This window comes from uncultured Catenibacterium sp. (genome assembly GCF_900540665.1).
In the GTDB taxonomy this organism is placed as follows: Bacteria; Bacillota_I; Bacilli_A; order Erysipelotrichales; family Coprobacillaceae; genus Catenibacterium.
Genome location: NZ_UQGV01000005.1, coordinates 18,892 through 44,590, shown reverse-complemented (window position 1 = coordinate 44,590; position 25,699 = coordinate 18,892). Strand labels below are relative to the sequence as shown.

Here is a 25,699-nt window from a genome sequence, read left to right as displayed (position 1 = left end):
CGGAAGTTAAGCATCATAACGGCGACGATAGTGTGAAGACGCGACAATAGCAAGCAGCCAGGTCCTTTTTTTATGCCTTCCTGCGGGAGGGCTTTTTTAGTACAAAAAAACATCTATCTTGTGATAGATGTCTTCTCATTAATAAACTTAAATACTTTATTCCAATAATCATCAGGATTCATATAGATACTATTGGCATGTGTTGCGCCCTTTACACTATATAATTCTTTTTCACAATTAGCTGCTTTATAAACTTCTAATCCCATTGAATAAGGGACAAAATCATCTTTCGTACCATGAATAAACATCATAGGTTTCTTACATTTCTTAACTGCGTCAACGCTACTTGCTTTCTTGAAATCATAACCTGCTTCAATATTTGCCATAATATTAGAAATATCCATGACAGGGAACGGTGGTAAACCAAATCTCTTATCTAATTCGCTAGAGAATATATCATATACACTCGTATAACCACAATCCTCAATATACCCAACGATATGGTCTGGATTATCTCCTGACAACATCATAGTTGTTGCACCACCCATGGACACACCATGTACTACTATTTGTGCTTCTGGATCCTTATTCAATATCCATTTAATCCATTGCTTCATATCACCCTTATCAAGATAACCCATCCCAATATGATCTCCTTCACTCTTACCAGAAGCACGATCATCTGGCAGTAACACATTATAGCCATGCTCATAATATGTTCTTCCAAAAGGCATCATATTTCTATTATCCACCTTATAACCATGAATAATAAGAGCCCATTTATGACTGTCTTGTGTTTTATAATTACCAGAGAGTTTTAATTGGTCCTTACTGGTAATTGATGTTAAAGTAGTTTCTTTATAAAAGGCATCTGCCTTCTTCATTTCACTTACTTTATTTCTCATCATGATTAATTCATTCTCATTTGTTGCATGTACTGTTGTCTTCACATTTCTTTCGCTAGAATTACTTGCAGGAGATAAAGCATAATTCACAAAATAATGACCTACTCCAATACTTCCACAAAGTAATATCAATACAATCAATCCTATAATCTTTTTTCTCATATATCCACCTCGGAATGTATTGTATACTAATGTTTACTTGAAGTTAATAGTTTTAATGTCAAACTAAATAAAAATTTTACATATTCATATGATATGTAAATATTAGATTTTTTCTCAACATTATAAGAATTTTATGATATATTGAAACAGTATTTTTGGGAAAGGAAAAGGGAGTTTTGTGTTAAACAATTATGTTTTAAGATTAAAAAGTGAGTTTAAGGGGTATAACTCACAAAAGTTAGTTAAAGATATACTTGCAGGCTTAACAGTTGCAGCAGTGGCTTTACCACTTGCCTTAGCTTTTGGTGTCAGTAGTGGTGCTGATGCAGGTGCTGGCTTAATTACAGCCATTGTCGCTGGTTTACTCATTGGAGGACTATCAGGCGCCTCTTATCAGATTTCAGGCCCTACAGGGGCTATGTCAGCTATCTTGATTGGTTTATCTACTACTTATGGACTACAGGGTGTATTTGTAGCCAGCTTTATTTCTGGGGTTATGTTACTTATTGCATCATTTTTTAAATTTGGTAAGGTTGTATCTTTTATTCCAAGTAGTGTTATTACAGGCTTTACAAGTGGTATTGCGATTATCATTGCGACAGGACAGATTGATAACTTCTTTGGTGTGACTTCTAAAGGAGGGAATACAATTGAAAAGCTTCTATCTTATTCTAAATTAGGTTTTCCTATTAATAAGTATGCCTTGATGTTTGGCTTACTTGTTGTCTTTATTATGTTGATCTGGCCTAAGAAATGGGCAAGTGTATTCCCATCATCTTTAGCCGGTATTATTATCGCTTTAATTGTGAATATTGTAGGACAGTTCGATGTAACAATCGTAGGTAAGATTCCTACTACATTATTTCCAGATGCAAGACTATCTATATCTAGTCTGAATCTTACGACTGTAACTCATCTTATTATTCCTGCTTTTAGTATTGCGATGCTTGGTATGATTGAATCATTACTATGTGGTGCAAGTGCTGGTAAGATGAAAAATGAAAAGCTGGATGCTGATATGGAACTATTTGCGCAAGGTGTAGGTAATATGGTGATTCCATTCTTTGGCGGTGTACCAGCCACTGCCGCTATTGCACGTACTAGTGTCGCAATCAAGGCAGGTGGACAGACAAGATTAGTAAGTATCTTCCATGCTATCGCATTACTTATTTCTATGTTTGTATTAGGTCCTTATATGTCACAGATTCCTTTATCTGCTTTAGCTGGAGTCCTTATCATGACTGCATGGCGTATGAATGAATGGGATGAAATTAAATCAATCTTTAGAAACCGTATTAAAACAAGTATGACACAGTTCTTAGTCACTATGCTTGCAACAGTTGTTTTTGATTTAACAGTCGCAATTGTATTAGGTATCTGTGTTTCAATGTTCTTGTTTGTGATCAATAACTCTTCATTACATGTAGAAACAAGTGCCATTGAACCACATAGATTAGACAAAGAAATCAATTATAACCATTCTACAACTCAGGTAGTTTATTTAGCTGGACCACTATTCTTTGGAAACCAGGATCAGTTATTATCTAAAATAAGAGAACTAGTAGATGGATGTGATCATCTTATTCTCTCAGTAAGAGGTGTACCATCTATTGATGATTCAGGTATTCATGAATTAATGGATGTTGTAGAACTATGTCGTGCACATAAGGTACAGCTCTATTTCACTGGTGTACAAAATAATGTCATGAGACAATTAAGAAGACGTCACTTTGATACATATGTCGGTGAAGAATCATTCTATTGGGATGTTATTAAGGTTATAGAGATGTTGGAAGAAAAGTAGGGAAACCTACTTTTTTGTGGGCACCTATGAATTTATCTATGTAAATATGGATGATAAAGGACATGGTACACTCAAGCGTACAAAGAAAAAGTCTTATAACTGGATGAAGCATATTATTGAAACAAATGGAGCTGCATTAGATGACTAGAATAGTGAATAATCACTATTCTTTTTTTGTATCCGTTTACACATAATGACAAAGTCACTACAAAACCTAAATAGTCTTAGTGTATAAGTAAGGCTATTTAACACCTTAAAATAGGTGTTTTAAAACTGTAGTTTACATGCAATTTAAAAATATATGATATATACTCATGAAAATGAATTATTCACACTTATGCACATTATGCACAAAATAGAATAAAGAAATGAACAAGGTATCTATGGTATTTTGATGTAAAATATAACTTGAAACATTGTAATCAAACAAATACATGATAAAATAGAAATGCAATCGTTTACAAAAAGGAGGCTATACTATGAAAGCGTCTGAAGTACTCAAAAGACTTTCTAGTGGTGAAATGATTCCTCTATTAAGAGGAATTTACTCAGAAAATATAGATGATCAGATACTTAGATACAAAGATGCAGTCCAGTCCTTTATTGATTATTATGGAGACCAGGATATTATGATATTTAGTGTTCCTGGTAAATGTGAAATAGGTGGTAATCATACTGATCACCAGCATGGACGTGTTCTTGCATCCGCTATTCAATTAGATTCTATTGGTATAGTGGGTAAACAGGATCGCTATGTAAAGGTTATTTATAATCAACTAAGTATTAATGAAATAGATACAGAAAATATAAAATATAATGAAGCCAAGAAAGGTACAATGGAATCATTGATCAATGGTGTTTTATTTGGACTCAACCAGAAGAATTATCATATTGGTGGTTTTAACGCCTTTATTCAATGTGATATTCCTAGAAATGTAGGTTTAGGTTCTAGTGCTAACTTTAATATTATGATTGGTACCATTATTAACTATTTATATAATGAAGGAAAAATTGAAAACGAACATCTTGTCCAGATTGGTCGTTTTGCGACAAATACATTTTATTGTAAGCCAAGTGGTTTAATGAATGAGTGTGTCTGCTGTGTGGGTGGCTTTATTAAAGTAGATTTTAAGAATCTCAATTCACCAGATATTTATAAGCTGAATATTGATTTCTCAAATTTTGATTATACTCTATGTTGTGTGAATTCTAATATGTATAGATCAGATAATACAATTGATTATGATGCTGTTCCAAATGAAATGATCAAGGTAGCTCATTTCTTTCAACAGGATGTTTTAAGAGATGTTTCTTATGATGAGTTCATAAAGAACTATCGTATGGTAAGAGCAAGAGTAGGGGATCGTCCTGCTTTAAGAGCACTTCATTTCTTTAAAGAAGAAGAGCGTGTCTTAAAGCAGTCAGAAGCACTTGAAAAGGGAGATTTTGATACCTTCTTAAAATTAGTGAAAGAATCTGGAGACTCTACATTTAAAGCGCTACAGAATATTTATCCACAGGGAAGTACACGTCATCAAAATATTGGTACAGCTATTGTATTAAGTGAGAATTATCTAAATGGTGATGGTGTAGCAAAAGTGAATGGTGGAGGATTCTCAGGTACTATGCTTACCTTTGTGAAAACAAATAGAATTAATGATTATGCATCTTATATGGATTCTATATTTGGTAAGGATTCTTGTCATATTATTCATACAAGAGAACAAGGCGCAATGAGATTACTTTAAGCAGTGAAAACTGCTTTTTTTCATATTGTTTGTGTTATAATGTTATCGACATATGTCAGTAATTGGAGGAGCGTATGGCTAGATCGAAGAGATCAAGGACAATTACAGGATTTCCTGAATACAATATGTTTGTACCTGATGGTATCCCTCAAAGAGGCTATATAGAGCTTGCATTAGATGAATTTGAGGTCATCCGTCTTATAGACTATAAGTCCTATACACACGCCAAATGCGCTGAAAAGATGAATATATCACGTACTACAGTTACTGAAATATATGCCAGAGCAAGAAAAAAGATAGCACGTAGTATAATGGAAGGCTATCCTTTAAGAATTGAAGGCAATGAATGTATAAAAAAAACAGGTTATTCTGTTTTAAAAGTAAAAGGAGAACATATTATGAGAATTGCGGTAACTTATGAAAACGAATCAGTTTTTCCACACTTTGGAAAAACTTCACAATTTAAATTATATGATGTAGAAAACAATGAAATCAAAGAATCACAGGTTGTAGGTACAGAAGGATTAGGTCATGGTGCATTAGCTATTTTATTATCTAATTTAAATGTAGATGTATTGATCTGTGGTGGCATTGGTAGAGGGGCTATTATGGCTTTAAGTGGTTCTAATATTAATGTGGTTGGTGGAGCAACTGGTGATTGTGATACTGCAGTGAAAGCTTATTTAGCCGGTACACTCGTTCCTGAATCCGAACCTACTTGTGGATGCAGCCATGATAATTGTGAATGCCATCATGAATAATATTTGACAAACAAATAAAACAAGAATAAAATCAACACTGTTGAATGCTCGGATGGTGGAATGGTAGACACGCCAGTTTCAGGTACTGGTGGTTTATGCCGTGTGGGTTCAAATCCCATTCCGAGCACCAATAGTTATTAACGTGGGAGACCACGTTTTTTTTTGTGCAAAAAAAGACTATGAATAACTCATAGCCTCTATATAGTGATTCCCAAAAATCCTAATGCAAGGAAAATAAGAATGAGATAAATTACAACCTTCAAACTCCATTTGAATATATAGAACATTACAATATATGGAAGAAATGCAAGAAAGAACACCATAAGTAATAATGTACTTAACATAACCATCACCTCATTCTTATTATAGTATTATTTTCCAGAATCTCCATAGTTTTTAAGTACTCTAGCACTTGGGTCATTGACATCACAGTTTTTCCAAGTCTTATTAGGCATCCAGAAGTCCTTGATCCACTTAGCTTTTCCTGGGTAATAAGATTCAAAAATATCACGATATAATAATGATTCTTTAGTAAATGGTGTACAGTAAGGATACTTATCCTTGGCATTCTTAACATCTTCATCTGTATATAAAGAATCAGCATATTCTTTTAAGTAATCTACCATAGAATGTCCAACAGCATCAGAGAATGCTGCTTTTTCTCTAAATAAGATATTATGAGGAAGATAGTTCAAACCTTCAAAAGCATGTCTTAAGAGATATTTACCTTTGTTGTATGTATTCATCTTCTTCTTAGGATCAATACGCATTGTATAATCCACAAAATCAAGATCAGCGAAAGGAACACGACCTTCTAAGGCATTTGCACTAATACATCTATCTGCTCTTAATACATCATACATATATAATTCACGCATACGCTTCTGAGATTCTTTCTGGAATTCTTCAGGACTAGGTGCAAAGTCTGTATACTTATAACCAAATAATTCATCACTCACTTCACCAGTTAAAATAACCTTTAAATCAGTATGTTCATGAATATATTTACATAGAAGATACATACCGATACTTGCACGAATAGTTGTAATATCCCAAGTCTCTAATGTACGGATGACTTCTCTTAAAGAATCGAGTACATCATCTTTAGTCATGATCACTTCTGTATGATCAGTACCTAAGAATTCGGCCACTTCTTTCGCATACTTTAAGTCAATAGGATCTGTTTCCATACCAATCGCAAAAGTCTTGATAGGTGTATCAGTAATACGCTGACCAATGGCACATACTAAAGATGAATCCAAACCACCAGATAATAGATAACCAACAGGGGCATCACTCTGTAATCTCTTCTTCACTGCTTCAATTAATTTAACACGTAGGCTCAAGGCAATTGTGTCTACATCATCATTATGCATTAATTTCACATCAGCCACATCATTGAAGCATACAAACTTCTCACCATCATAATAATGTCCTGGTGGGAAAGGCATGATTTTCTTACAAACAGGCATTAAAGCTTTGGCTTCAGAACCAAATGCGATTGTGCCTTTTTCAGTATATCCATAAAACATTGGACGAATACCAATAGGGTCTCTTGCAGCTATCATTTTATCAGTTAATGCATCATATAAACAGAATGCATATTCACCATCTAGATATCTTACAAGTGTATCTAAACCATATTTTCTATATAAAGGAATTAATACTTCACAGTCACTAGAAGACTTAAAAGTATATTCATCCATAATATTCTTCTTTAATTCTGGGTAGTTATAGATTTCTCCATTACATACTACAATTGTATGATCATCAGAAAATGGCTGCTTACCATTCTCACTTAAATCCATAATAGCCAATCTATTGAAACCAAAAGTCTTATCAAATAATCGAGAAGTCTGAATCATATCAGGACCTCTTCCTTCAATCTTTCCTAAAGCTTCATCAAATACATCAATTTCTACTTCTGTAGAACCCATTGTTAGAAAACCACACATTTACATCTTCCTCCTATACTTGAGTCAAAAAAAACTCGCTTTGTGGTGCGAGTATCTTACTAAGTCGTTGAGTCTATAACTAAGTACAGACATACTTCAAAGAGCATGCGATACCCGCCAGCGGTAACGTCGCTGAAAGAACGTTCTAGCCTACTTGCATAATGCTTTGGGTAGACAGCTCAGAGGTGTTTTTCATCTATCACTTAACTGTAAGTCTTCCACCATCACTTACTCGCTAGAGTCTCTGTCATAGATTACTCTCCTCGTCTTCGCCTTTGTTGGGTCTAAGTATAGTACAAAGATTTAGTCAATGCAATAATAAATTATTATAAAAGTATTAAAAATTAATTAAAATTTAGTATATATACTAATTTATGAATAAATATATCGTTATATGTAAAAAAATCATCAAAGATTATAAATATGTTAGAATAGAAGTAACCAAGGAGGAAGGGTCATGAAAGCAAGAACTTACTCAGTCATAGAATTTAAAAGAATATTAGAAAACAATGGCTATAGATTCCTTAGAAATGCGAAAGGGGATCATTGTATCTACTCTAATGGTGAACGTACTATCACTATTAAGAGGACTCATGTGAATAAGATGATTGCCCGTAGACTTATTAAGGAATATGATTTAAAGGTAGAAGAAAAGTGTGAAAAATGGTAATGTTCAGGAATTTGTAGATCATATACATTATGGTGATGAACTATGGTTTCTATATAATGATACAAAATATTTTTTAGAAGGGTGGATGGAAAATGATATATTAGAGTTAGTGCTCTGTGAAATGAAAGAAAATGGTAAGGATTATAAATGGAAAGGTGACTACAATAATTATCCTGTGGAAGATTTTTTATCAGATCGAATTTTTGACGGAAAGACTTTTTGGGAAATAGAAAATGATATTACGTGGGTTGATTGTTAATTCTTTGTTTAAAACAACAAATTAATGCTTCTTCTGCGTTTTATAGACAATAAAAAATTGAAACAACCTCTAAGCAAGTACAATAGCTTAGGGGTTGTTTTATGCTGTATTTCTGCCAATAAATTGTGATTTATTATAAAATTGTGATAATTGATTACTTACCCAGGTAGATAGATTTCTATGATATAATTTATGCGTGGAACAACCGTATACGGTAGGTGGTTATCCTTGGTCGTTATGACGAAGGTTCGCAACCCTTCGTGATTCTTCTCTTAAGTTGAAAACGGAGGTGATGCCTAATGACAACGTATGAAATAATCATGATTATGTTAACGTGTTTGACACTGATCATATCTTTATTGACACTTGTTGTTAGATTACTTCTTATCATTATTGATAAGAACGAAAAAAAGTAACTACCTCGCTCCTAGGAAAAGTTTGAGGTAGTTACTTACCAAAAATAAATTCAAGGACAACCGCTTACTGGTTGTTCCATCTTTCGTCTTTATTATAGTTTAGACCAAATCTAAAGTCAATATATGTGACTATGAGAGATGCTCATAGTTTTTTTTGAAAAAAATTTAACTTTCTTTGAGAAAAAAAACATCTTCTAAGTGTATAGATTAGTAGAGGGCCAAAGGGGGTGGTGATTGTGAAATGTCCTGTATGTGGTAATGAGGATGAACACTATATCAGCTATATCAATAAGAGACCTTATTGTAGAAAGTGTATAGCGTTTGGACGTGTTTATTTAGATGAAGTTTATCCAATACATACGACTCCTTTAATAATGACTGATGCGTCTTATCATCTTTCTTTTACCTTGTCGTCCCGCCAGCAGTTCATCTCAGAACAACTGATCACGAATTATGAGAATGCCACGAATTCTATTGTCCTTGCTGTATGTGGTTCTGGTAAAACAGAAATCTCTTATGCGATAATCAAGCACGTGATTGAAAACAAGGGACGCGTATGTTTCACGATCCCTAGAAGACAATTGTGTATAGAATTACATGAAAGAATTCAGAAGGATTTTCCTCACCTGACCATTGGTCTTCTTTATGGGGGCTATCAAGAAAATATTGATGCTCCCTTGATCATTTGTACAACCCATCAGCTCTATCGATTTGTATCTTCTCCTTTTGATCTTGTAATCATGGATGAAGCGGATGCATTTCCTTTTTATGGAGATGATGTATTGAATTCCATCTTTTATCATGCCTCTAAAAGGTATATTAAATTATCTGCTACATTACTTGAGGAGGATATTCATGATGAATGTGTGATGATCATGAATAGACGTTATCATGGACATGATCTGCCGGTTCCTCATATTTATATCATTCCTCAATTTTTGTGGCTTATATCCCTGAAATATTGGATTAAGAAGCTATTAGAAACACATCAAAGAGTACTTGTCTATGTACCTAGAAAAAGTGATGCACAATATTATGTGGATCTATTAAAAGATACATACAGGGTGCAGGGAGTGAGTTCTGAATCTCCTTATTTAAATGAGTATACAAAAGATTTTAAAGAGGGGTTATTAGATGTCTTAATCACCACAACGATATTAGAAAGAGGAATTACAATAGAGGATGTACAGGTGATTGTATTAGAAGCAGGAGATCGTATATTTGATGAAAGAACATTGATACAGATTGCAGGAAGAGTTGGTAGAAAAATAGGATATGAGGATGGAAACATACTTCTTATAGATGATCATTACTCAAAGGCGATGAAGGGATGTATCAAAACCATTCAGAGGCTCAACAGGATGTCTGTCTGATCTGTTTATCCTCTATTTCTAAGTCATCCTCTTTTCATCAATTATTTTTCTATCACTGTATCTGTTCCTCCTGTTTGTCTTTATTTAAGAGAATTGATATTAAAACATGTTTTGAGGGATATCCACTCCGTATTCTATATGGATACAATGATTTCTTCCGTACCCTGCTTTTTCGTTATAAGGGGCAATATGACTATGCTTTAAAGGATGCTTTCTTAGATATGTACAAAAGAGAACTACAAAGACGCTATAAAGATTATTTGATTGTTGTTGCACCAAGTGCGTCAAAGGCGAATGATGTGCGTGGTTTTGCTCCCAACCAGGCCATTGCAATGACAATTCACTCTCATGTTTTCAATGGACTCTATAAGAAAGTGGATTATAAACAAAGTGATCAGTCTTATACGCAAAGAGCAGGGATACGTGATGTGATTGGATTAAGGGGTGGATCATTCCTTAAAAATAGGAAAATACTCCTATTAGATGATGTGATGACTTCTGGAGAAACCATTAAGACTTGTCTTAAATTAATTGAAAAAGAAAAGCCTCAGAAAATCGAAATATTGATCCTCGCAATGAAAGAAAAATACCTTGTAAACTTGGGAATAATTAAACAAGCAAGGAGTATATAAAATGCTTTTGTTTTTTGCTATATGTATGATATAATGTATACGATTTTGTATTGAAAGGAGACACATCATGCCTAGTAAAAAACAAGAAATTAGAAAACAAGTTAAGAAAAAGTTAAAAAAGGAAGGAATGGAGCATCAGGAACTTAATCAAGAAGCTGAAATCGTCGATTTAGGCGATCATCGTGGAGATGATATCATTGTAGAATCATTTGATGATATCAAGACAGATGCAAAACCATTACCATTCTCTACAACACCACAGAAAGAGAAAAAAGGAATTACTGGCCGTATTAAAAGTATTTTCTCACAGGACAGTTCTATTCTACGTAAATTAGAAAAACAGGCAGATGAAATTATTGCGATAGAACCTCAGACACAGGCAATGAGTGATGAAGAACTATGTGCTCAGACTCAGTTCTTTAAGGATCGTCTTGCAAAGGGTGAAACATTAGATGATATTTTACCAGAAGCATTCGCAGTTGTACGTGAAGCAGCTTACAGAGTACTAGGACTCAAAGCCTTCAAAGTACAGTTAATGGGTGCTATTTCACTTCATAATGGTGATATTGCAGAAATGAAAACAGGTGAAGGTAAAACTTTAACATCTATCTTCCCAGTTTATTTGAACGCCTTAGATGGTAAGGGTGTTCATGTTGTTACAGTTAACGAATATTTAGCTCGTCGTGACTGTGAATTAAATGGACAGGTTTACAAGTTCTTAGGCTTGACTGTTGGTTTGAATGAAAGAGAACTAGATGCAGATGATAAGAGAAAACAGCATGCATGTGATATTACATATACTACAAATGCTGAATTAGGATTCGATTACTTACGTGATAACATGGTGACTAACTATGAAGATAAAGTACTTCGTCCATTACATTATGCATTAGTCGATGAAGTAGACTCTATCTTAATCGATGAATCACGTACTCCATTAATTATTAGTGGTGGTAAGAAGAAGACTGCTTCTATGTATGTATCTGCTGACCACTTTGCTAAGAGCTTAAAGAATGAAAAGGATTATCAGGTAGATGTTGAAAGTAAGACATGTACATTAACACCTGATGGTATTGCGAAAGCAGAAAAGGCATTTAATGTAGAAAACCTATATAATCCAGAAAATACAGCATTAGTACACTATATCAACCAGGCACTTAAAGCAAACTATACAATGACTAAGGACATTGAATATATGATTGCAACAGAAGACGGCAGCCATGATATAAGAAATGCTTCTATTATGATTATTGACCAGTTTACTGGACGTGTTATGCCAGGTCGTGCTTATTCTGATGGTTTACATCAGGCTATTGAAGCAAAAGAAGGTGTACCAATTAAAGAAGAAACTGTTACACTTGCAACAATTACTTATCAGAACTTCTTCAGATTATTTGATAAGTTAGCTGGTATGACAGGTACTGCAAAGACTGAAGAAGAAGAATTCCGTCAGATCTATAACATGCGTGTAGTTGTTATTCCTACAAATAAGCCTGTTATTCGTGACGATAAACCAGATTTGGTATTCTCAAGCAAGAAGGCTAAATATGCAGCTATTATTAAAGAAGTAGAAATGCGCCATGCTTATGGTCAGCCAATCCTTCTTGGTACAGTTGCAGTAGAAACATCTGAAATCTTATCTAAGATGCTAAGTGCAAAAGGTATTAAACATAATACATTAAACGCTAAGAACCATGCAAAAGAAGCAGCTATTATCGCTAAGGCTGGTGTTAAGGGTGCCGTTACAATCGCTACTAACATGGCTGGTCGTGGTACTGATATCAAGCTAGGTGAAGGTGTTGCTGAAATTGGTGGTTTAATGGTTATTGGTTCTGAACGTCATGAATCTAGACGTATCGATAACCAGTTAAGAGGACGTTCTGGTCGTCAGGGTGACCCAGGATGTTCACAGTTCTTTGTATCATTTGAAGATGAATTGATGCAGAGATTCGCAAGTGAAAAGATCAAGGCTTTAACTGATTCATTCATGGATGATGAAGCAATTGAATCTAAGATGGTGACTAAGTCTATTGAAACAGCTCAGAAGCGTGTTGAAGGTCAGAACTTCGATATGCGTAAGCAGTTATTAGAATATGATGATATTATGCGTCAACAGCGTGAAATCATGTATAAAGAAAGAGATGATATCATGCGTTCTAAGGACTTATCAGAAATCATCAAGGGTGAATTCTTAACAGCAATTGAACTTGATATGCCTAAGTTCACTAATAATGAAGGTAAGAAGCCAGTTGTAGATGTAGAAAAATTCTTAAACTATGTTGGTAAGAATTACATGTTATTAAGTGAATTAGTTGCTAAGAATCCTGACAAAGCAGTGAATGATCCTCAGAAGGTGATTGATGCTGTGAGTGAAGTAGTCTTCATGAGCTATGAAAACAGATTCAATAAGGATCTTGAAGATTCAGTAAAACTTGATTATGAACGCCGTGTTCTTTTAGGTATCATTGACCATACATGGATCAACCATATTGATGCAATGCAGAAACTTAGAAATGGTATCTACTTAAGAGCTTATGCACAACGTGATCCTCTTCAGGAATATACAGAAGAAGGTTTCTATATGTTCGAAGAGATGACAAAATCTATTTCTCAGGAAATTGCTCGTAACATTGTCCATATGGGTATCCGTCCTGGCACAGAAGCAGAAATGAACATTCCAGAAATCAAAGTTGAACTTGAATTTAAATAATGGAATTATATGAAATCAAAAACGGGCTGGAAGATGCCCGTTTATTATTAGACCAATTATATGTTTCTGCAAATATTGAAGTACTAAAAAGAGAAATAGAAGGACTTACTGTACAGACAATGGACGAACATTTCTGGGATGATCAGGCACATGCGACTAAAGTATATGCTCATCTGAATGAAATGAAGAAAGTGGCTGATACAGATACTTCTTTAGAAGCAAGCTATAAAGAACTCATGGAAGTATATGAATATGTTAAGGATACTGAAGATCCTGACTTTATGGCTTCTTTAGAAGAAGATTATATGACGTTCCATAAGAATTTAGATGAATTTGAAAAGACATTATTGTTTGATCAGGAATACGATCATTCGAATGCCATTGTAGAAATTCATCCAGGTGCTGGAGGAACTGAATCTCAGGACTGGGCTGAGATGCTTATGCGTATGTATATACGTTATGGCGAAAAGAAAGGATGGAAGGTTGATGTTGATGATTATCTTGCAGGTGATGAAGCAGGATTAAAATCATGTTCTATCCGTTTTACTGGTTATAATGCGTATGGTCATTTAAGAGCAGAGAAGGGTGTTCATCGACTTGTACGTATTTCACCGTTTGATTCATCAAAGAGAAGACATACATCATTTGCATCTGTAGAAGTTTCACCTGAATTAGATGATGATATTGAGATTACAATCGATCCAAAGGATCTTCGTATTGATACATATCGTGCATCCGGTGCTGGAGGACAGCATATTAATAAAACTGATTCAGCAGTCCGTATTACTCATATTCCTACTAATACAGTTGTTTCTTGTCAGTCACAGCGCTCTCAGTTACAGAACAGAGAACAGGCTATGTTGATGTTAAAGAGTAAATTGTATTTATTAATGCAGGAAGCCCATGCTGAAAAACTATCTGAAATTCAAGGTGAAAAGAAGAATATTGAATGGGGATCACAGATCCGTTCTTATGTTCTTCATCCTTATTCTATGGTGAAAGATAACCGTTCTGGTTATGAATCAAATGATCCAAAGAAAATATTAGATGGTGAGCTTGATGATCTTATTTATGCTTATTTAAGATCTCAAGTAAAGGAGAAAAATAATGAGTAAAATGCATTCTGCAAAGAAATTAGTGATTGATTTTATTTTAGTGATGTTAGGGAATGCCGTTATGGCTTTAGGTACTGCAGGGTTTGCGGTACCTGCCAAGATTATCCTTGGTGGGGTTTCAGGTCTTGCCCTTGCATTCCAGCATTATGTGTTCTATGTTCATTTATCAACACTTGTACTTGGATTCAACATTGTCGCATTTATTGCTGGATATTTCTTATTAGGAAAGAAGTTTGCGGTAGGAACACTTGTTTCTACATTCGCATTCCCATTCTTTCTTGCATTATTTGAAAAGAGTTATTATTTAACACATTTGACTAAGGATACTTTACTTGCTGCTGTTTATGCAGGATTCCTTATTGGGGTTGGATTAGGGCTCGTATTGAGACTTGGATACAGTACAGGTGGTATGGATATTCCACCATTACTTGTGAATAAGTATACAGGTCTTTCACTAGGATTATTAATCAATATCTTTGATATTGTGATTCTACTTATTCAGATTCCATTCTCAAACGTTGAGGAAATTCTTTATGGTATTATTACTGTTGTGATTTCTACATATATTATTGATAAGATGATGTTGCTTGGACAAAACAACATTCAGGTCATCGTTGTATCAGAAAAATATGAAGAAATTGCGGAAGCTTTAATGAAAGATGTAGATCGTGGATGTACATTCTTAAATATCACAACAGGATTTATGAAAAATGAATCTAAAGCAGTCATGGTTGTTCTTAATCGTCGTGAATATGCAGCTTTCCATGATATTGTTCAAAATATGGATCCAGAAGCTTTTGAAATTACAACTGAAGTACATAGTGTCAATGGTAGAGGATTCACATTACCGAATGTTAATCTAGAGAGATGGTCTTCAAAAGAAAATTTAAAATAAATCATTACTTATTATAAGTATGTGCTATAATGGGGAAACAAGGAGTGTGATGATATGCAAGAAATGATTAAACTTGAAAACGTAACAAAAGTTTATAAGACTGGCGTACGTGCTGTAAATGACATGTCACTTACAATCGATGCCGGCGAATTCGTTTATGTCATTGGTCCAACTGGTGCTGGTAAATCTACATTTATCAAGCTTCTCTATCGAGAAGAAAAAGCTACAAGAGGTAAAGTTATTGTTGATGGAACCGATGTATCTCGTATTAAGAACTCTAAAGTCCCATATTTTAGACGCAGGATTGGAGTTGTATTTCAGAACTATCGTCTTCTACCAAAAAAGACAGTCTTTGAAAATGTCGCTTTTGCGCTAGAAGTAACTAATACACCAAAAACTGAAATTAGAAAAAAGGTTCGTAATGTACTAGAACTTGTAGGTCTAGAAGACAAAGCGAATTCATTCCCTCATGAATTATCAGGTGGGCAGCAACAGCGTGTAGCGATTGCCCGTGCTATTGTCAATCAGCCTAAAGTATTAATTGCGGATGAACCAACAGGTAACCTAGATCCTGAAACATCTCAGGGAATCATTGAACTTCTAGAAAGAATCAATGATGTCCGTCAGACAACTGTACTTGTTGTCACACATGACCGTGAAATCGTTCAGAGAAATAAGAAGAGAACTATTCTTATTGAAGATGGTTGTGTCACAACAGATACAAGTTTAGGAGGTTATCAGTCATGGAATTCGTAGAAGAATTAAAGGCAATGCCTAAGCATTGTAAAACTGCTTTCCAGAATATCTGGAGAAACGGTGTGATGTCTATTTCATCTATCTTTGCAGTTACGATTACGTTGATTTTGATTGGTGTTGTATCAGTCATTGCGATTAATGTGAATCATATGACTGTGAATATTGAAAATAGCTTGAATATTTATGTGAAGGTAGACCGTGGTGCTACTGATGAACAAAGTCAAGCTATTGGTAATGAAATCAATAAATTAACTGGTATCAAGAAGGTTAATTATTCTAGTAAAGATAAAGAGCTAGACAAATTAATTGCATCTCAGGATAAAAATTCAAAACAGTTATTTGAAAACTATCGTAGTGATAATCCTCTTGGTGATGCATATATTGTAGAAGTTAAGAATGCGAAGAATCTTGATAAGGTTGCGAAGAAGATTGGGGATATTCCTTATGTAAAAGAAGTCACTTATGGTGGTTCTTCTACAAATAAATTAGTAGATATCCTTGAATCAGTACGTAATGGTGGGGCGATCTTTGTGGTTGCCTTAATCGTAGTAGCACTCTTTATGATTGCGAATACAATAAAAATCACTATTACATCTCGTTCAACTGAAATTTCAATTATGAGAATGGTGGGTGCTTCTAACTGGTATATTCGTATTCCATTTATGTTAGAAGGTATCTTCATTGGACTCATTGGTTCTATTGTACCTTTAATTATCCTTGCTTATGGTTATAAGTTTGCTTATGTAACAATGACATCATTGATGTCTTCTAACCTGATTACATTTATACCACCTTATCCACTTGTATGGGAATTAGGTGCATTCTTAGCACTACTTGGTGCTGTTGTAGGATTAATTGGTTCATTCTTCTCAGTACGTAAATTCTTGAAATTATAACTGCACATATGTGCAGTTTTTTTGTAGAATAAAATTGAGGTGATAAGTGTGAAGGAAAGAGAACTCAAAGAGAAATGTTATATGGAAGCGCTGGATGGTTCTATATCAAATACAAAGGTTGTGTTGAATCATATGAAAAAGATTGATTTACAAGAAGGCATACTAGAAGAAGCTATTTTAAATAAGGATCGTATGCGTACAATATTGCATCTAGAACTTGCCTTGGCAGATTATTGTATTCTATTAAGAAAGATGAAAGAAAACCAGTTTATTAATTATCTTCCTTCTATGAGTAAGGATATTAATGCATTAATTCATTGTAATCGCTTTGAGTATCATGATCATGTGATTATCGTTTATTCACAAAGAGGGGAAGAAGATATTGATATAGAACATCTGATTTCTTTTGGTGAAGACCTCCTAGAAAGTTATGGCTTAAATTGATATTTTTTAAATCATGCTTATTGAATTTCAAAGTGGATAATGCTATTATCTTTGAAGTATACGGAGGATGAAAAGTTATGAAAAAAAGACCTATTGTTTTATGTATTATGGATGGTTACGGATTAACTGATAGAGTTGATGGTAACGCAGTAAAACTTGCTAATACACCTAATCTTGATGATTTAATGGCAATGTATCCTACTACAACTATTAAAGCTTGTGGTAACGCTGTTGGTTTACCTGAAGGACAGATGGGTAACTCAGAAGTTGGTCATATGAATATTGGTGCAGGACGTACTGTTTATCAGTCACTTACTTTAATCAATAAAGCAATTACTGAAGGTACTTTCTTCGCAAATGAAAAATTTGTAGAAGCAGTAGAAAACGCTAAGAAGAATGATTCTAAGTTACATATCTGGGGATTATTATCTAGCGGAGGAGTTCACTCTTCAAATGAACATATCTATGCATTATTAAAGCTTGCTAAAGATGCTGGTTTAACTAAGGTTTATGTACATGCATTCCTAGATGGACGTGACGTAGCACCTGATTCAGCTGTAGATTTCGTTGGAGAACTTGCTGAAGAAATGAAGAAGATCGGTGTGGGAGAAATCGCATCTATCTCAGGTCGTTACTATGCAATGGATCGTGATAAGAGATTTGACCGTGTTAACTTAGCTTATGAAGCAATTGTTGATCATAAAGGAAACAGCTTCACTGATCCAGTACAGTTCGTAAAGGATTCTTATGCTGAAGAAGTATTTGATGAATTCGTTGTACCAGGATACAACTCAGCTGTAGATGGTGCTGTTGAAGATAACGATTCAATCATCTTCGCTAACTTCCGTCCAGACAGAGCAATCCAGATTGCTACTGTTATGACAAATCCTGATTTCTATGCTGATAAAGGATATACACCTGCTACTAAGAGAAATGGTATTTACTTCGTATGTATGATGAAATATGCTGATTCAGTAAATGGTCATGTAGCATTCGCTTTACCAGAATTAACTAATACATTTGGTGATTATGTATCAGCTCAGGGATTAAAGCAGTTAAGAATTGCTGAAACTGAAAAGTATGCCCATGTAACATTCTTCTTTGATGGTGGAGAAGATAAGGAAATCGAAGGTGCTAAGCGTGACTTAATCAACTCACCTAAGGTTGCTACTTATGACTTACAGCCAGAAATGAGTGCTTACCTTGTAAAAGATAAGTTAATCGAAGAATTAGATTCTGGTGAATTCGATGTTGTTATCGTTAACTTCGCTAACTGCGACATGGTTGGTCATACAGGTGTTATTCCTGCAGCTATCAAGGCAGTTGAAGTTGTTGATGACTGTGTTGGTGAAGTATATGAAAAGGTTGCTGAACTTGGTGGAACTATGTTAATCACTGCTGACCATGGTAACGCAGAAAGACTTCTTGATGAAGAAGGTAACCCATTCACAGCACATACTACAAATGATGTACCTTTAATCGTAACAAACTCTCACCTTGAATTAAAAGAAGGCGGAAAACTTGGAGACTTAGCTCCAACTATGTTACAGCTTCTAGGACTTGCTATCCCAGAAGAAATGGATGGTACAAGCCTTATTAAATAATTGAACTATTAAAGCGAGACATCTCAGTTTCGCTTTTTTCTATTTATGGTAATATTGTCGAAAAGGAGAAATAAAAATGAAGAAATTACTCATTTTATGCCTTTCTTTTATGCTTTTAGGCTGTAGTACATCTTCAGTTAAAAAAAAGAGTGTAAAAGGTATTAAAGAGATACAGTATGCAGAATTAAAGAAAGTGATGGAAGAAGATGTTTCTTTCATGCTTTATCTAGGTCGTCCTGATTGTGGAGACTGTCAGGCTTTTGAACCCCTCCTTGAAGACTATCTTAATAAGCATCCTGATGAAGGTGTTTATTACCTCAATATCAAAGCGTATCGTGATGCATCACTCAAAGAAGATGCCACAAAAGAAGAGAAAGAGTTCTATAAGAATCTCTATAAAACATTTGATTTTAATTGGACACCTACATTAGAAATCATCTCAAAGGGTTCTGTACAAAGTAAATATCAGTATCTTGATGAAGACTATTATGCCATCAAGGATCGTAGTCAACAAATCAAAAAGAAAAAAGAATTCATTAAAGAATTCGAAGTATTTATGAATCATTATTTTAAGGAGTAAGAATTATGAAATGTCCACATTGTCATAAAGATATCAGACCCACAGATCACTTCTGTCCTCATTGTGGTTATGATTTAAGAAGAAATCCACCTAGAAGTACTACTGTTCTAGGTCGTATGATGAAAGGCTATTTAGTCATCATGTTACTTACAATCGCATTACCTATGGCTATTGTATTCTATAGTCAGTTTTTTACAGGGAAGTCAATTACATCTAATTTCCAGCAGTCAAATCTCTATGAATTAGGTGAATTAAAGAAAACAGAAGGAGAAGAAGTCTATCACTTTGATTCTTCTAAAGCCTTTAAGAAGAAGTTCTCTAATGCAGAAACATTCATTAAACCTGCGCAGTCTTATAAGAAATCATTAGAAAAACAGTATGGCAAGACATTTACTGCGACTTATGATTATTCTGTTTATTCCAACAATGATCTCTATACAACTATTACATGTAAGGCATCTATGAATGATCATACAACTCTTGTGATTAAACGTACTTATAATCGTTCAAAGACCGATTATATCAAAACAACAATCACAAAAGATAATTGTAATACATTCAAAGATCTTCTTCAGGAAGACAACAAAGAATTAATCACATCAGTGATTGACCAGCCTACATACAATAAGCTGATGAAAGCTTTCCACAATAAACAAGAAGAATTTGAAACAAATAAAAAATCCTTAGGCCATTATGGCTTAGGTGCTTATATCAATGACAATAAGGTTTCACTTGTTGTTTACCCAGGAAATAAGTACCAATCACAATTTAGAGCACAAACAGAAGGAAACTATTCTCTTGCTCGTTAACGAGCATTCCTCAGGGAAGTATGCATAATGCATGCTTCCCTTTTTTTGACTCCAATTACAGTCATAGACTGTTTTATATAGATTCTCTCATGACATATATATGTCTTTTTTTATTTAGTGGAAAGGGAAACAAGATGAATATTATAAGAAGAGTAGGTGCTGTTCTTTTATCTTTACTAATGATAGTAGGAATCGCTGCACAAAGTATGAGTATTGTCAGTGCAGCATCTTATAAAATGGAATGGCATGGTAAATCTACTGCATATGGCAGTACTGTTGGTAATTTCACAATTGATGGAAGAAGAGCCTGGTGTATAGAACATAAGAAGACAACGCCATCGAATCAAACGATGTCAGGTGATTTTTATACAAGCACAGAACCTAAATATGCGAATATACGTAAGATTATGTATTATGGATGGTTTGGTTATCAGACATGGGAGGGTATGAATGGATTAAATGATCATGAAAAGAATGTCATTATGTCCATGGCACTCTCTCATGCTTATTCTAATACAGCACTTAAACAAGGTAAGATTGCAGATTTCTACAATTATGCAACTTCTCAAGCTGATCCTTTGAATCAGAACAACCTCTTATTTAGTAAGAATGAATTAACTACTTATTATGATCAAAATGCAGGTATACAAAAATCAGAATCAGTCAGATTGAATGGTCCTAATGGATATCATATCACAATCACAACTGGCACAAATAAAGTGAGAGTAGTCAATGAAACAAGAAATCAATCAGGTGAAACTGTAGATATTTATGGTGGAGATACAATGCATTATGAAGCAGATGCTTCTTATTCAGGTCCAATGTATTCTGGCTATAAGTCAGGAGGTTTCACATTTGCGCCATTAATTATTCATAATGGAAATGACAAATACCAGCATATTAGTACTTGGTATACACTTCCTCCAGAAGTGACTACGTTTGCGAATGCACAGTTCCAGGCAGTCATAGGAAGATTAAAGCTTAGAAAGACAGATGTAGGTGGAAAACTATTAGAGGGTGCTGTTTTCCATGTAACTGGAAATAACTTTGAACAGGATGTGACAGTGACTAATGGTGAAATAGTACTTGATAACTTATTAGTAGGTGAATATACGATTACTGAAAAGAATGCACCTCATGGTTATTTAGTTAATAAAGCTAAATTCAGTACAACTGTCAAGCCAGGAGAAACATCAGAAGTGACTATTACTGATGAAGCCCCTACAGGAAGTATTCTTATTAAGAAAACAGATGCTGATGGAAATATACAAGGTGAAGCGTCATTAGAAGGGGCTGAATATACAGTTTATAATTCTGATGGTAAAGAAGCTGGAAAAATCATGACTGATAAGACAGGTCATGGGTCTTTAAATAATCTTGCATTAGGAATTTATACTGTGAAAGAAACGAAAGCACCTGTAGGTTATAACCTAGATCCTCAAACTTATACAGTAGAACTCACTTATAAGGATCAGACAACTTCTATTGTATGGAATTATGTTGAATCTCAAGATAAGGTAAAAGTAGGACAGATTGAAATCTTAAAGACAGATACAAATAATCAACCATTAAAGGGTGGAGAATTTGGTATCTATGCGAATAATGATATGTACATCGGTCATACACTTTATAAGAAAGGTCAGCTTGTAATGTCTATTAAGACAAATGACAAAGGCATCGCAAGATCTGGTGATTTACCATATGGTTCATATTATGTAAAAGAATTATCTGCACCAGATCAGGAAGATGGTAATAAAGAAAACTTTGTCTTATCTGATGAAACACAATATGTTAAGATCACTGGAGATAAGCTGTTTTCTATGACTTTTGTAAATACAACTGTTACTGCATCTAAGAAAGATATTACAGGTACAGATGAAATCAAAGGTGCAAAGATGCAGGTCACAGATATGAATGGAAAGATTATTGATACATGGACTTCTACTGATCAGCCTCATTCAATCAAAGGCTTAACTGAAGGACATGACTATATCTTAACTGAAATCACAGCACCTAATGGTTTTGTGAAAGCTGAATCTATCAAGTTTACTGTATCTAAAGAAAAGAAGAATCAAACAGTCGTAATGAAGGATAAGCAGGTTAAGATTTCTAAGACAGATCTAACTGGTAAAAAAGAATTAGCAGGTGCGCATCTAGAAGTAAGAGATGAATTGAATAAAGTAGTAGATTCATGGATTTCTACAGAAGAAGCACATTATGTAAGTGGACTAGAAGAAGGAAAGAAATATACACTTATTGAAACAACAGCACCAGATGGTTATATTAAAGCTGAGTCTATCACATTCACTGTATCTAATGAGAAGAAGAATGAAACATATGTGATGAAGGATGGACAGATTACAGTTTCAAAGACAACAATCACTGGTGAAGAAGAATTAGAAGGAGCACAACTAGAAGTAAGAGATGAATCAAATAATGTAGTAGATTCATGGATTTCTACTCATGTTCCTCATTATATCAGTGGACTAGAAGAAGGTGAGACTTATACACTCATTGAAACTGCAGCTCCTGATGGTTATGTGAAAGCAGAGTCTATCACATTTACAGTGTCTAGGGAAAATCAGGAAGTTGTAATGAAGGATGCTGAAATTACTATCAATAAGGTAGATGAAGAAACAGAAGAACCTGTATTAGATGCAGAGTTTTCTGTATTTGACATGGAAGGAAATCTTGTTGATCAATGGATTACTGATGGTAAAGCACATGCGGTGAGTCATCTAGAAGCAGGTAAAGAATATATTCTTAAGGAAACAAAGACACCTAGAGGATATCAAACAGTTTCAGATTCTACATTTACCGTAACAGGGGAAGAAGATCTATCTTTAGAAATCAAAGAAAAGCCAGTATTAGTGAATATCCAGGTGAATAAGGTGGATGCAAAGACAAAACAATTAATCAAGGATAAAGACTTTGAATTCACACTTTACAGCGATCCTGATTGTATTTACAGAATGGCTGTTGCCTCTTCAAAAGATGGTAGTGCAACATTTAAAGATTTAAGATATGGCACATACTATATCAAAGAAACAAAAGCACCATTTGGTTATCATCTCTCTACAGAAGTCAAGAAGGTCGTCATTGATGAAAATGTGAAAGGTGATACATATACATTTGATTATGAGAATACACCAATAGAAATCATTCAAACAGGTGATCCAACAAATCTATTAATGATGATTGGCATAGGTTTAGTCTCAATGATTTCTGTTGTTTTTATTTTTATTAAGAAAGAAAGCTAATATTTAGGACTGGAGAAATCTCTCTCCAGTCTTTTTCTATTAATATGACTTTTTTTTATTGAAACCTTCCTATATAATGGAAAATTAAGGAGGGTATAAGTGTGAAAATGGTATTTTGTGATATAGATGGAACTCTTTATCGTGACAACAAACAGATCTCACCTTTAAACAAAGAAGCCTTAACACGCTTTCGTGATGCAGGTGGTCAAGTTGTTTATTGTACAGGCCGTCATATATTAGAAATGAATAGAATCCTTGAACAAGATGGTTATCCTTTTGACTATCTTGTCTTAAATAATGGTGGGGTCATTCTTGATTTCAATAAAGAAATTCTCTATGAGAAACATATAGAACAACAAGTTGGACTTGATATTCTACAGTGGGGACTAGATGCCAATATGTTTGTTCATATGTGTGATGGAAAGAAGAGTTATGGTTGTTTTAATCATCAATCTTTTACACATAGTGATATGGGAGATATACCTATTCCTGATGACTATATGACATTAATGAGACAAAGTCCTTCATTTCAGATCATCAGCTTAAATCAGGAAGATAATCAGATTGATAGAATTAATATCATTAAGAAAAGAATTGAAGACAAATATGGTGATAATGTAGAATGTCATCCTAATCTTCATTTCTTAGATATTGTTCCTAACAACTGTTCTAAGGGGAGTGGTGTAACCTATCTCAAAAATAAAACACATGCGATCACTTATACAATAGGTGATTCTTGGAATGATCTTTCAATGATTGAAGCAGGAGATCATGGCTGTACATTTAATTATGCACATGATGATATTCAAGAAAAAGCAGATCATGTTTATAGTTATGTCTATGAAATGATCGATGATATACTGGGGGGTAAAATATAATGAGCTGGAGAAATAACTTAAGAGATGTAGAACCTTATGTTGCTGGGGAACAGCCTAAGATGTCTCATCTTATCAAGCTAAACACAAATGAAAATCCATATGAACCAGGAGAAAAAGTTAAAGAAGCGATTCAATCCTTTGATCCATTTAAACTAAGACTCTATCCTGATGCAGATGCATCAAACCTTAAACATTTAATTGCAGAGTATCATGGATTAGAAGATGATCAGGTCTTTTTAGGTAACGGAAGTGATGAAGTTCTTGCTTTAACATTCTTAACATGTTTTAACGGCCAGGATCCTATTCTTTTCCCAGATATTACGTATTCTTTCTATCCTGTTTATTGTGAATTGTTTAATATTGACTATAAAACAATGCCATTAGATGACACATTTAAGATTAAGAAAGAAGATTATTTCAACAAGAATGGTGGAATTATCTTCCCTAATCCAAATGCACCAACAGGAGAAATTATGTCTGTAGAAGATATTGAAGATATTCTTAAACATAATTCAGAAAGTGTTGTTGTAATTGATGAAGCCTATATTGATTTTGGTGGAGAAACAGTATTACCACTCTTAAAGAAATATGATAACTTACTTGTGATTCATACATTCTCTAAATTCCGTTCACTTGCAGGTAGTAGATTAGGTGTAGCTTTAGGTAATAAAGAGCTTGTATCACATTTATATGATGTAAAGAATTCATTCAACTCATATCCAATTGATGCACTTGCTCAGGTGATTGGCGAAGCTTCTATTAAAGATAGTGAAGTTATTAAAGAACATGCGAAAAAGATTATTGCAACACGTGAACGTACTAAAAAAGCCCTTAAAGAAATGGGCTTTACTATGACTGACAGTTATTCTAATTTCATCTTTATTCATCATGATGATTATGATGCGGAGCATATCTTTAAAGAATTAAGAAAGAAACATATTATTGTAAGATATTTCAATGCACCACGTATTAATCAATACTTACGTGTCACTATTGGAAATGATGAAGAAATGGATGCATTTCTAGATGCTGTCAAAGAAATTATTCAAGCATCTTAAACACACAAG

Annotated in this window: 22 protein-coding genes, 1 tRNA gene and 1 pseudogene; 22 read left to right on the top strand and 2 right to left on the bottom strand. The window is 34.2% G+C overall.

What is annotated here, in order from left to right; all coding sequences use genetic code 11:
- Nucleotides 1–113: 113 nt before the first annotated feature.
- Nucleotides 114–1,067, bottom strand: a complete 954-nt coding sequence (locus QZQ55_RS01695; RefSeq protein ID WP_295089116.1) for an alpha/beta hydrolase — start codon at nt 1,065–1,067, stop codon at nt 114–116.
- Between the two features lie 178 nt (nt 1,068–1,245).
- Here QZQ55_RS01695 and QZQ55_RS01690 point away from each other — a divergent pair, with 178 nt between their 5' ends.
- The 5 genes and pseudogenes from QZQ55_RS01690 to QZQ55_RS01670 all read left to right on the top strand — a co-directional run bounded on the left by QZQ55_RS01690 (nt 1,246) and on the right by QZQ55_RS01670 (nt 5,510).
- On the top strand, nt 1,246–2,871 hold the full coding sequence (locus tag QZQ55_RS01690) for a SulP family inorganic anion transporter (RefSeq protein ID WP_295089114.1): 1,626 nt from the start codon (nt 1,246–1,248) through the stop codon (nt 2,869–2,871).
- Between the two features lie 25 nt (nt 2,872–2,896).
- A pseudogene (locus tag QZQ55_RS01685) lies at nt 2,897–3,019 on the top strand (6-phospho-beta-glucosidase); the annotation flags it as partial.
- A gap of 331 nt (nt 3,020–3,350) precedes the next feature.
- A complete protein-coding gene (locus QZQ55_RS01680; RefSeq protein WP_295089112.1) occupies nt 3,351–4,619 on the top strand; it encodes a galactokinase family protein in 1,269 nt (422 codons plus the stop codon).
- Nucleotides 4,620–4,693: 74 nt separating this feature from the next.
- A complete protein-coding gene (locus QZQ55_RS01675) occupies nt 4,694–5,380 on the top strand; it encodes a DUF134 domain-containing protein (RefSeq protein WP_295089110.1) in 687 nt (228 codons plus the stop codon).
- A 46-nt stretch (nt 5,381–5,426) separates the two neighbouring features.
- Nucleotides 5,427–5,510 (top strand) — tRNA-Leu (locus QZQ55_RS01670).
- Nucleotides 5,511–5,751: 241 nt separating this feature from the next.
- Here the strand turns inward: QZQ55_RS01670 and asnB are convergent.
- Nucleotides 5,752–7,335, bottom strand: a complete 1,584-nt coding sequence (gene asnB / locus QZQ55_RS01665; protein WP_295089108.1) for an asparagine synthase B — start codon at nt 7,333–7,335, stop codon at nt 5,752–5,754.
- Nucleotides 7,336–7,792: 457 nt separating this feature from the next.
- Between asnB and QZQ55_RS01660 the strand changes: the two genes are divergently transcribed.
- From QZQ55_RS01660 to hisC, 17 genes are all read left to right on the top strand, one after another.
- Nucleotides 7,793–8,005: a type II toxin-antitoxin system HicA family toxin gene (locus QZQ55_RS01660; RefSeq protein WP_295089106.1), complete on the top strand. Its 213-nt coding sequence runs from the start codon at nt 7,793–7,795 to the stop codon at nt 8,003–8,005.
- Nucleotides 7,992–8,264: a hypothetical protein gene (locus QZQ55_RS01655; RefSeq protein ID WP_295089104.1), complete on the top strand. Its 273-nt coding sequence runs from the start codon at nt 7,992–7,994 to the stop codon at nt 8,262–8,264. The genes QZQ55_RS01660 and QZQ55_RS01655 overlap by 14 nt, the downstream gene beginning before the upstream one ends.
- A 299-nt stretch (nt 8,265–8,563) precedes the next feature.
- Nucleotides 8,564–8,680, top strand: coding sequence for a putative holin-like toxin (locus QZQ55_RS01650; protein WP_281492890.1), 117 nt, complete (start codon nt 8,564–8,566; stop codon nt 8,678–8,680).
- A 236-nt stretch (nt 8,681–8,916) separates the two neighbouring features.
- Nucleotides 8,917–10,053: a DEAD/DEAH box helicase gene (locus tag QZQ55_RS01645; RefSeq protein WP_295089102.1), complete on the top strand. Its 1,137-nt coding sequence runs from the start codon at nt 8,917–8,919 to the stop codon at nt 10,051–10,053.
- A gap of 221 nt (nt 10,054–10,274) precedes the next feature.
- The gene (locus tag QZQ55_RS01640; RefSeq protein ID WP_295089100.1) at nt 10,275–10,685 is read left to right on the top strand and encodes a ComF family protein; all 411 of its coding nucleotides are present in this window, start codon (nt 10,275–10,277) and stop codon (nt 10,683–10,685) included.
- Nucleotides 10,686–10,752: 67 nt separating this feature from the next.
- A complete protein-coding gene (gene secA / locus QZQ55_RS01635) occupies nt 10,753–13,395 on the top strand; it encodes a preprotein translocase subunit SecA (RefSeq protein WP_295089097.1) in 2,643 nt (880 codons plus the stop codon).
- Nucleotides 13,395–14,510, top strand: a complete 1,116-nt coding sequence (prfB, locus tag QZQ55_RS01630) for a peptide chain release factor 2 (protein ID WP_295089095.1) — start codon at nt 13,395–13,397, stop codon at nt 14,508–14,510. Before secA ends, prfB begins: the two co-directional genes overlap by 1 nt.
- Nucleotides 14,503–15,405, top strand: a complete 903-nt coding sequence (locus QZQ55_RS01625) for a YitT family protein (protein ID WP_295089093.1) — start codon at nt 14,503–14,505, stop codon at nt 15,403–15,405. Before prfB ends, QZQ55_RS01625 begins: the two co-directional genes overlap by 8 nt.
- Before the next feature lie 63 nt (nt 15,406–15,468).
- On the top strand, nt 15,469–16,161 hold the full coding sequence (gene ftsE / locus QZQ55_RS01620) for a cell division ATP-binding protein FtsE (protein ID WP_117459606.1): 693 nt from the start codon (nt 15,469–15,471) through the stop codon (nt 16,159–16,161).
- Nucleotides 16,149–17,057 carry a permease-like cell division protein FtsX gene (gene ftsX / locus QZQ55_RS01615; RefSeq protein ID WP_295089090.1) on the top strand — a complete coding sequence of 303 codons (909 nt, stop codon included), beginning with the start codon at nt 16,149–16,151 and terminating at the stop codon, nt 17,055–17,057. Before ftsE ends, ftsX begins: the two co-directional genes overlap by 13 nt.
- 48 nt (nt 17,058–17,105) lie before the next feature.
- A complete protein-coding gene (locus QZQ55_RS01610) occupies nt 17,106–17,501 on the top strand; it encodes a hypothetical protein (protein WP_295089087.1) in 396 nt (131 codons plus the stop codon).
- Nucleotides 17,502–17,578: 77 nt separating this feature from the next.
- Entirely contained in the window at nt 17,579–19,105 is a 1,527-nt protein-coding gene (gpmI, locus tag QZQ55_RS01605; protein WP_295089084.1) for a 2,3-bisphosphoglycerate-independent phosphoglycerate mutase, read from the top strand.
- A gap of 76 nt (nt 19,106–19,181) precedes the next feature.
- Nucleotides 19,182–19,685 carry a thioredoxin family protein gene (locus tag QZQ55_RS01600; RefSeq protein WP_295089083.1) on the top strand — a complete coding sequence of 168 codons (504 nt, stop codon included), beginning with the start codon at nt 19,182–19,184 and terminating at the stop codon, nt 19,683–19,685.
- A 5-nt stretch (nt 19,686–19,690) separates the two neighbouring features.
- Nucleotides 19,691–20,494 carry a zinc ribbon domain-containing protein gene (locus QZQ55_RS01595; protein WP_295089081.1) on the top strand — a complete coding sequence of 268 codons (804 nt, stop codon included), beginning with the start codon at nt 19,691–19,693 and terminating at the stop codon, nt 20,492–20,494.
- 134 nt (nt 20,495–20,628) lie between these two features.
- Nucleotides 20,629–23,754 carry a collagen binding domain-containing protein gene (locus QZQ55_RS01590; RefSeq protein WP_295089079.1) on the top strand — a complete coding sequence of 1,042 codons (3,126 nt, stop codon included), beginning with the start codon at nt 20,629–20,631 and terminating at the stop codon, nt 23,752–23,754.
- Between the two features lie 107 nt (nt 23,755–23,861).
- The gene (locus QZQ55_RS01585) at nt 23,862–24,632 is read left to right on the top strand and encodes a Cof-type HAD-IIB family hydrolase (protein WP_295089118.1); all 771 of its coding nucleotides are present in this window, start codon (nt 23,862–23,864) and stop codon (nt 24,630–24,632) included.
- Complete coding sequence (gene hisC, locus QZQ55_RS01580) at nt 24,632–25,690, top strand: histidinol-phosphate transaminase (protein WP_295089076.1); 1,059 nt, start codon at nt 24,632–24,634, stop codon at nt 25,688–25,690. The genes QZQ55_RS01585 and hisC overlap by 1 nt, the downstream gene beginning before the upstream one ends.
- Nucleotides 25,691–25,699 lie beyond the last annotated feature (9 nt).

Coding starts and splice junctions, on each gene's coding strand:
- ftsX (WP_295089090.1), top strand. CDS start 16,149: ATGGAATTCGTAGAAGAATTAAAGGCAATGCCTAAGCATTGTAAAACT.
- prfB (WP_295089095.1), top strand. CDS start 13,395: ATGGAATTATATGAAATCAAAAACGGGCTGGAAGATGCCCGTTTATTA.
- QZQ55_RS01660 (WP_295089106.1), top strand. CDS start 7,793: ATGAAAGCAAGAACTTACTCAGTCATAGAATTTAAAAGAATATTAGAA.
- ftsE (WP_117459606.1), top strand. CDS start 15,469: ATGATTAAACTTGAAAACGTAACAAAAGTTTATAAGACTGGCGTACGT.
- QZQ55_RS01590 (WP_295089079.1), top strand. CDS start 20,629: ATGAATATTATAAGAAGAGTAGGTGCTGTTCTTTTATCTTTACTAATG.
- asnB (WP_295089108.1), bottom strand. CDS start 7,335: ATGTGTGGTTTTCTAACAATGGGTTCTACAGAAGTAGAAATTGATGTA.
- hisC (WP_295089076.1), top strand. CDS start 24,632: ATGAGCTGGAGAAATAACTTAAGAGATGTAGAACCTTATGTTGCTGGG.
- QZQ55_RS01675 (WP_295089110.1), top strand. CDS start 4,694: ATGGCTAGATCGAAGAGATCAAGGACAATTACAGGATTTCCTGAATAC.
- QZQ55_RS01640 (WP_295089100.1), top strand. CDS start 10,275: ATGTACAAAAGAGAACTACAAAGACGCTATAAAGATTATTTGATTGTT.
- QZQ55_RS01595 (WP_295089081.1), top strand. CDS start 19,691: ATGAAATGTCCACATTGTCATAAAGATATCAGACCCACAGATCACTTC.
- QZQ55_RS01600 (WP_295089083.1), top strand. CDS start 19,182: ATGAAGAAATTACTCATTTTATGCCTTTCTTTTATGCTTTTAGGCTGT.
- QZQ55_RS01680 (WP_295089112.1), top strand. CDS start 3,351: ATGAAAGCGTCTGAAGTACTCAAAAGACTTTCTAGTGGTGAAATGATT.
- QZQ55_RS01585 (WP_295089118.1), top strand. CDS start 23,862: ATGGTATTTTGTGATATAGATGGAACTCTTTATCGTGACAACAAACAG.
- QZQ55_RS01650 (WP_281492890.1), top strand. CDS start 8,564: ATGACAACGTATGAAATAATCATGATTATGTTAACGTGTTTGACACTG.
- gpmI (WP_295089084.1), top strand. CDS start 17,579: ATGAAAAAAAGACCTATTGTTTTATGTATTATGGATGGTTACGGATTA.
- QZQ55_RS01695 (WP_295089116.1), bottom strand. CDS start 1,067: ATGAGAAAAAAGATTATAGGATTGATTGTATTGATATTACTTTGTGGA.
- QZQ55_RS01625 (WP_295089093.1), top strand. CDS start 14,503: ATGAGTAAAATGCATTCTGCAAAGAAATTAGTGATTGATTTTATTTTA.
- secA (WP_295089097.1), top strand. CDS start 10,753: ATGCCTAGTAAAAAACAAGAAATTAGAAAACAAGTTAAGAAAAAGTTA.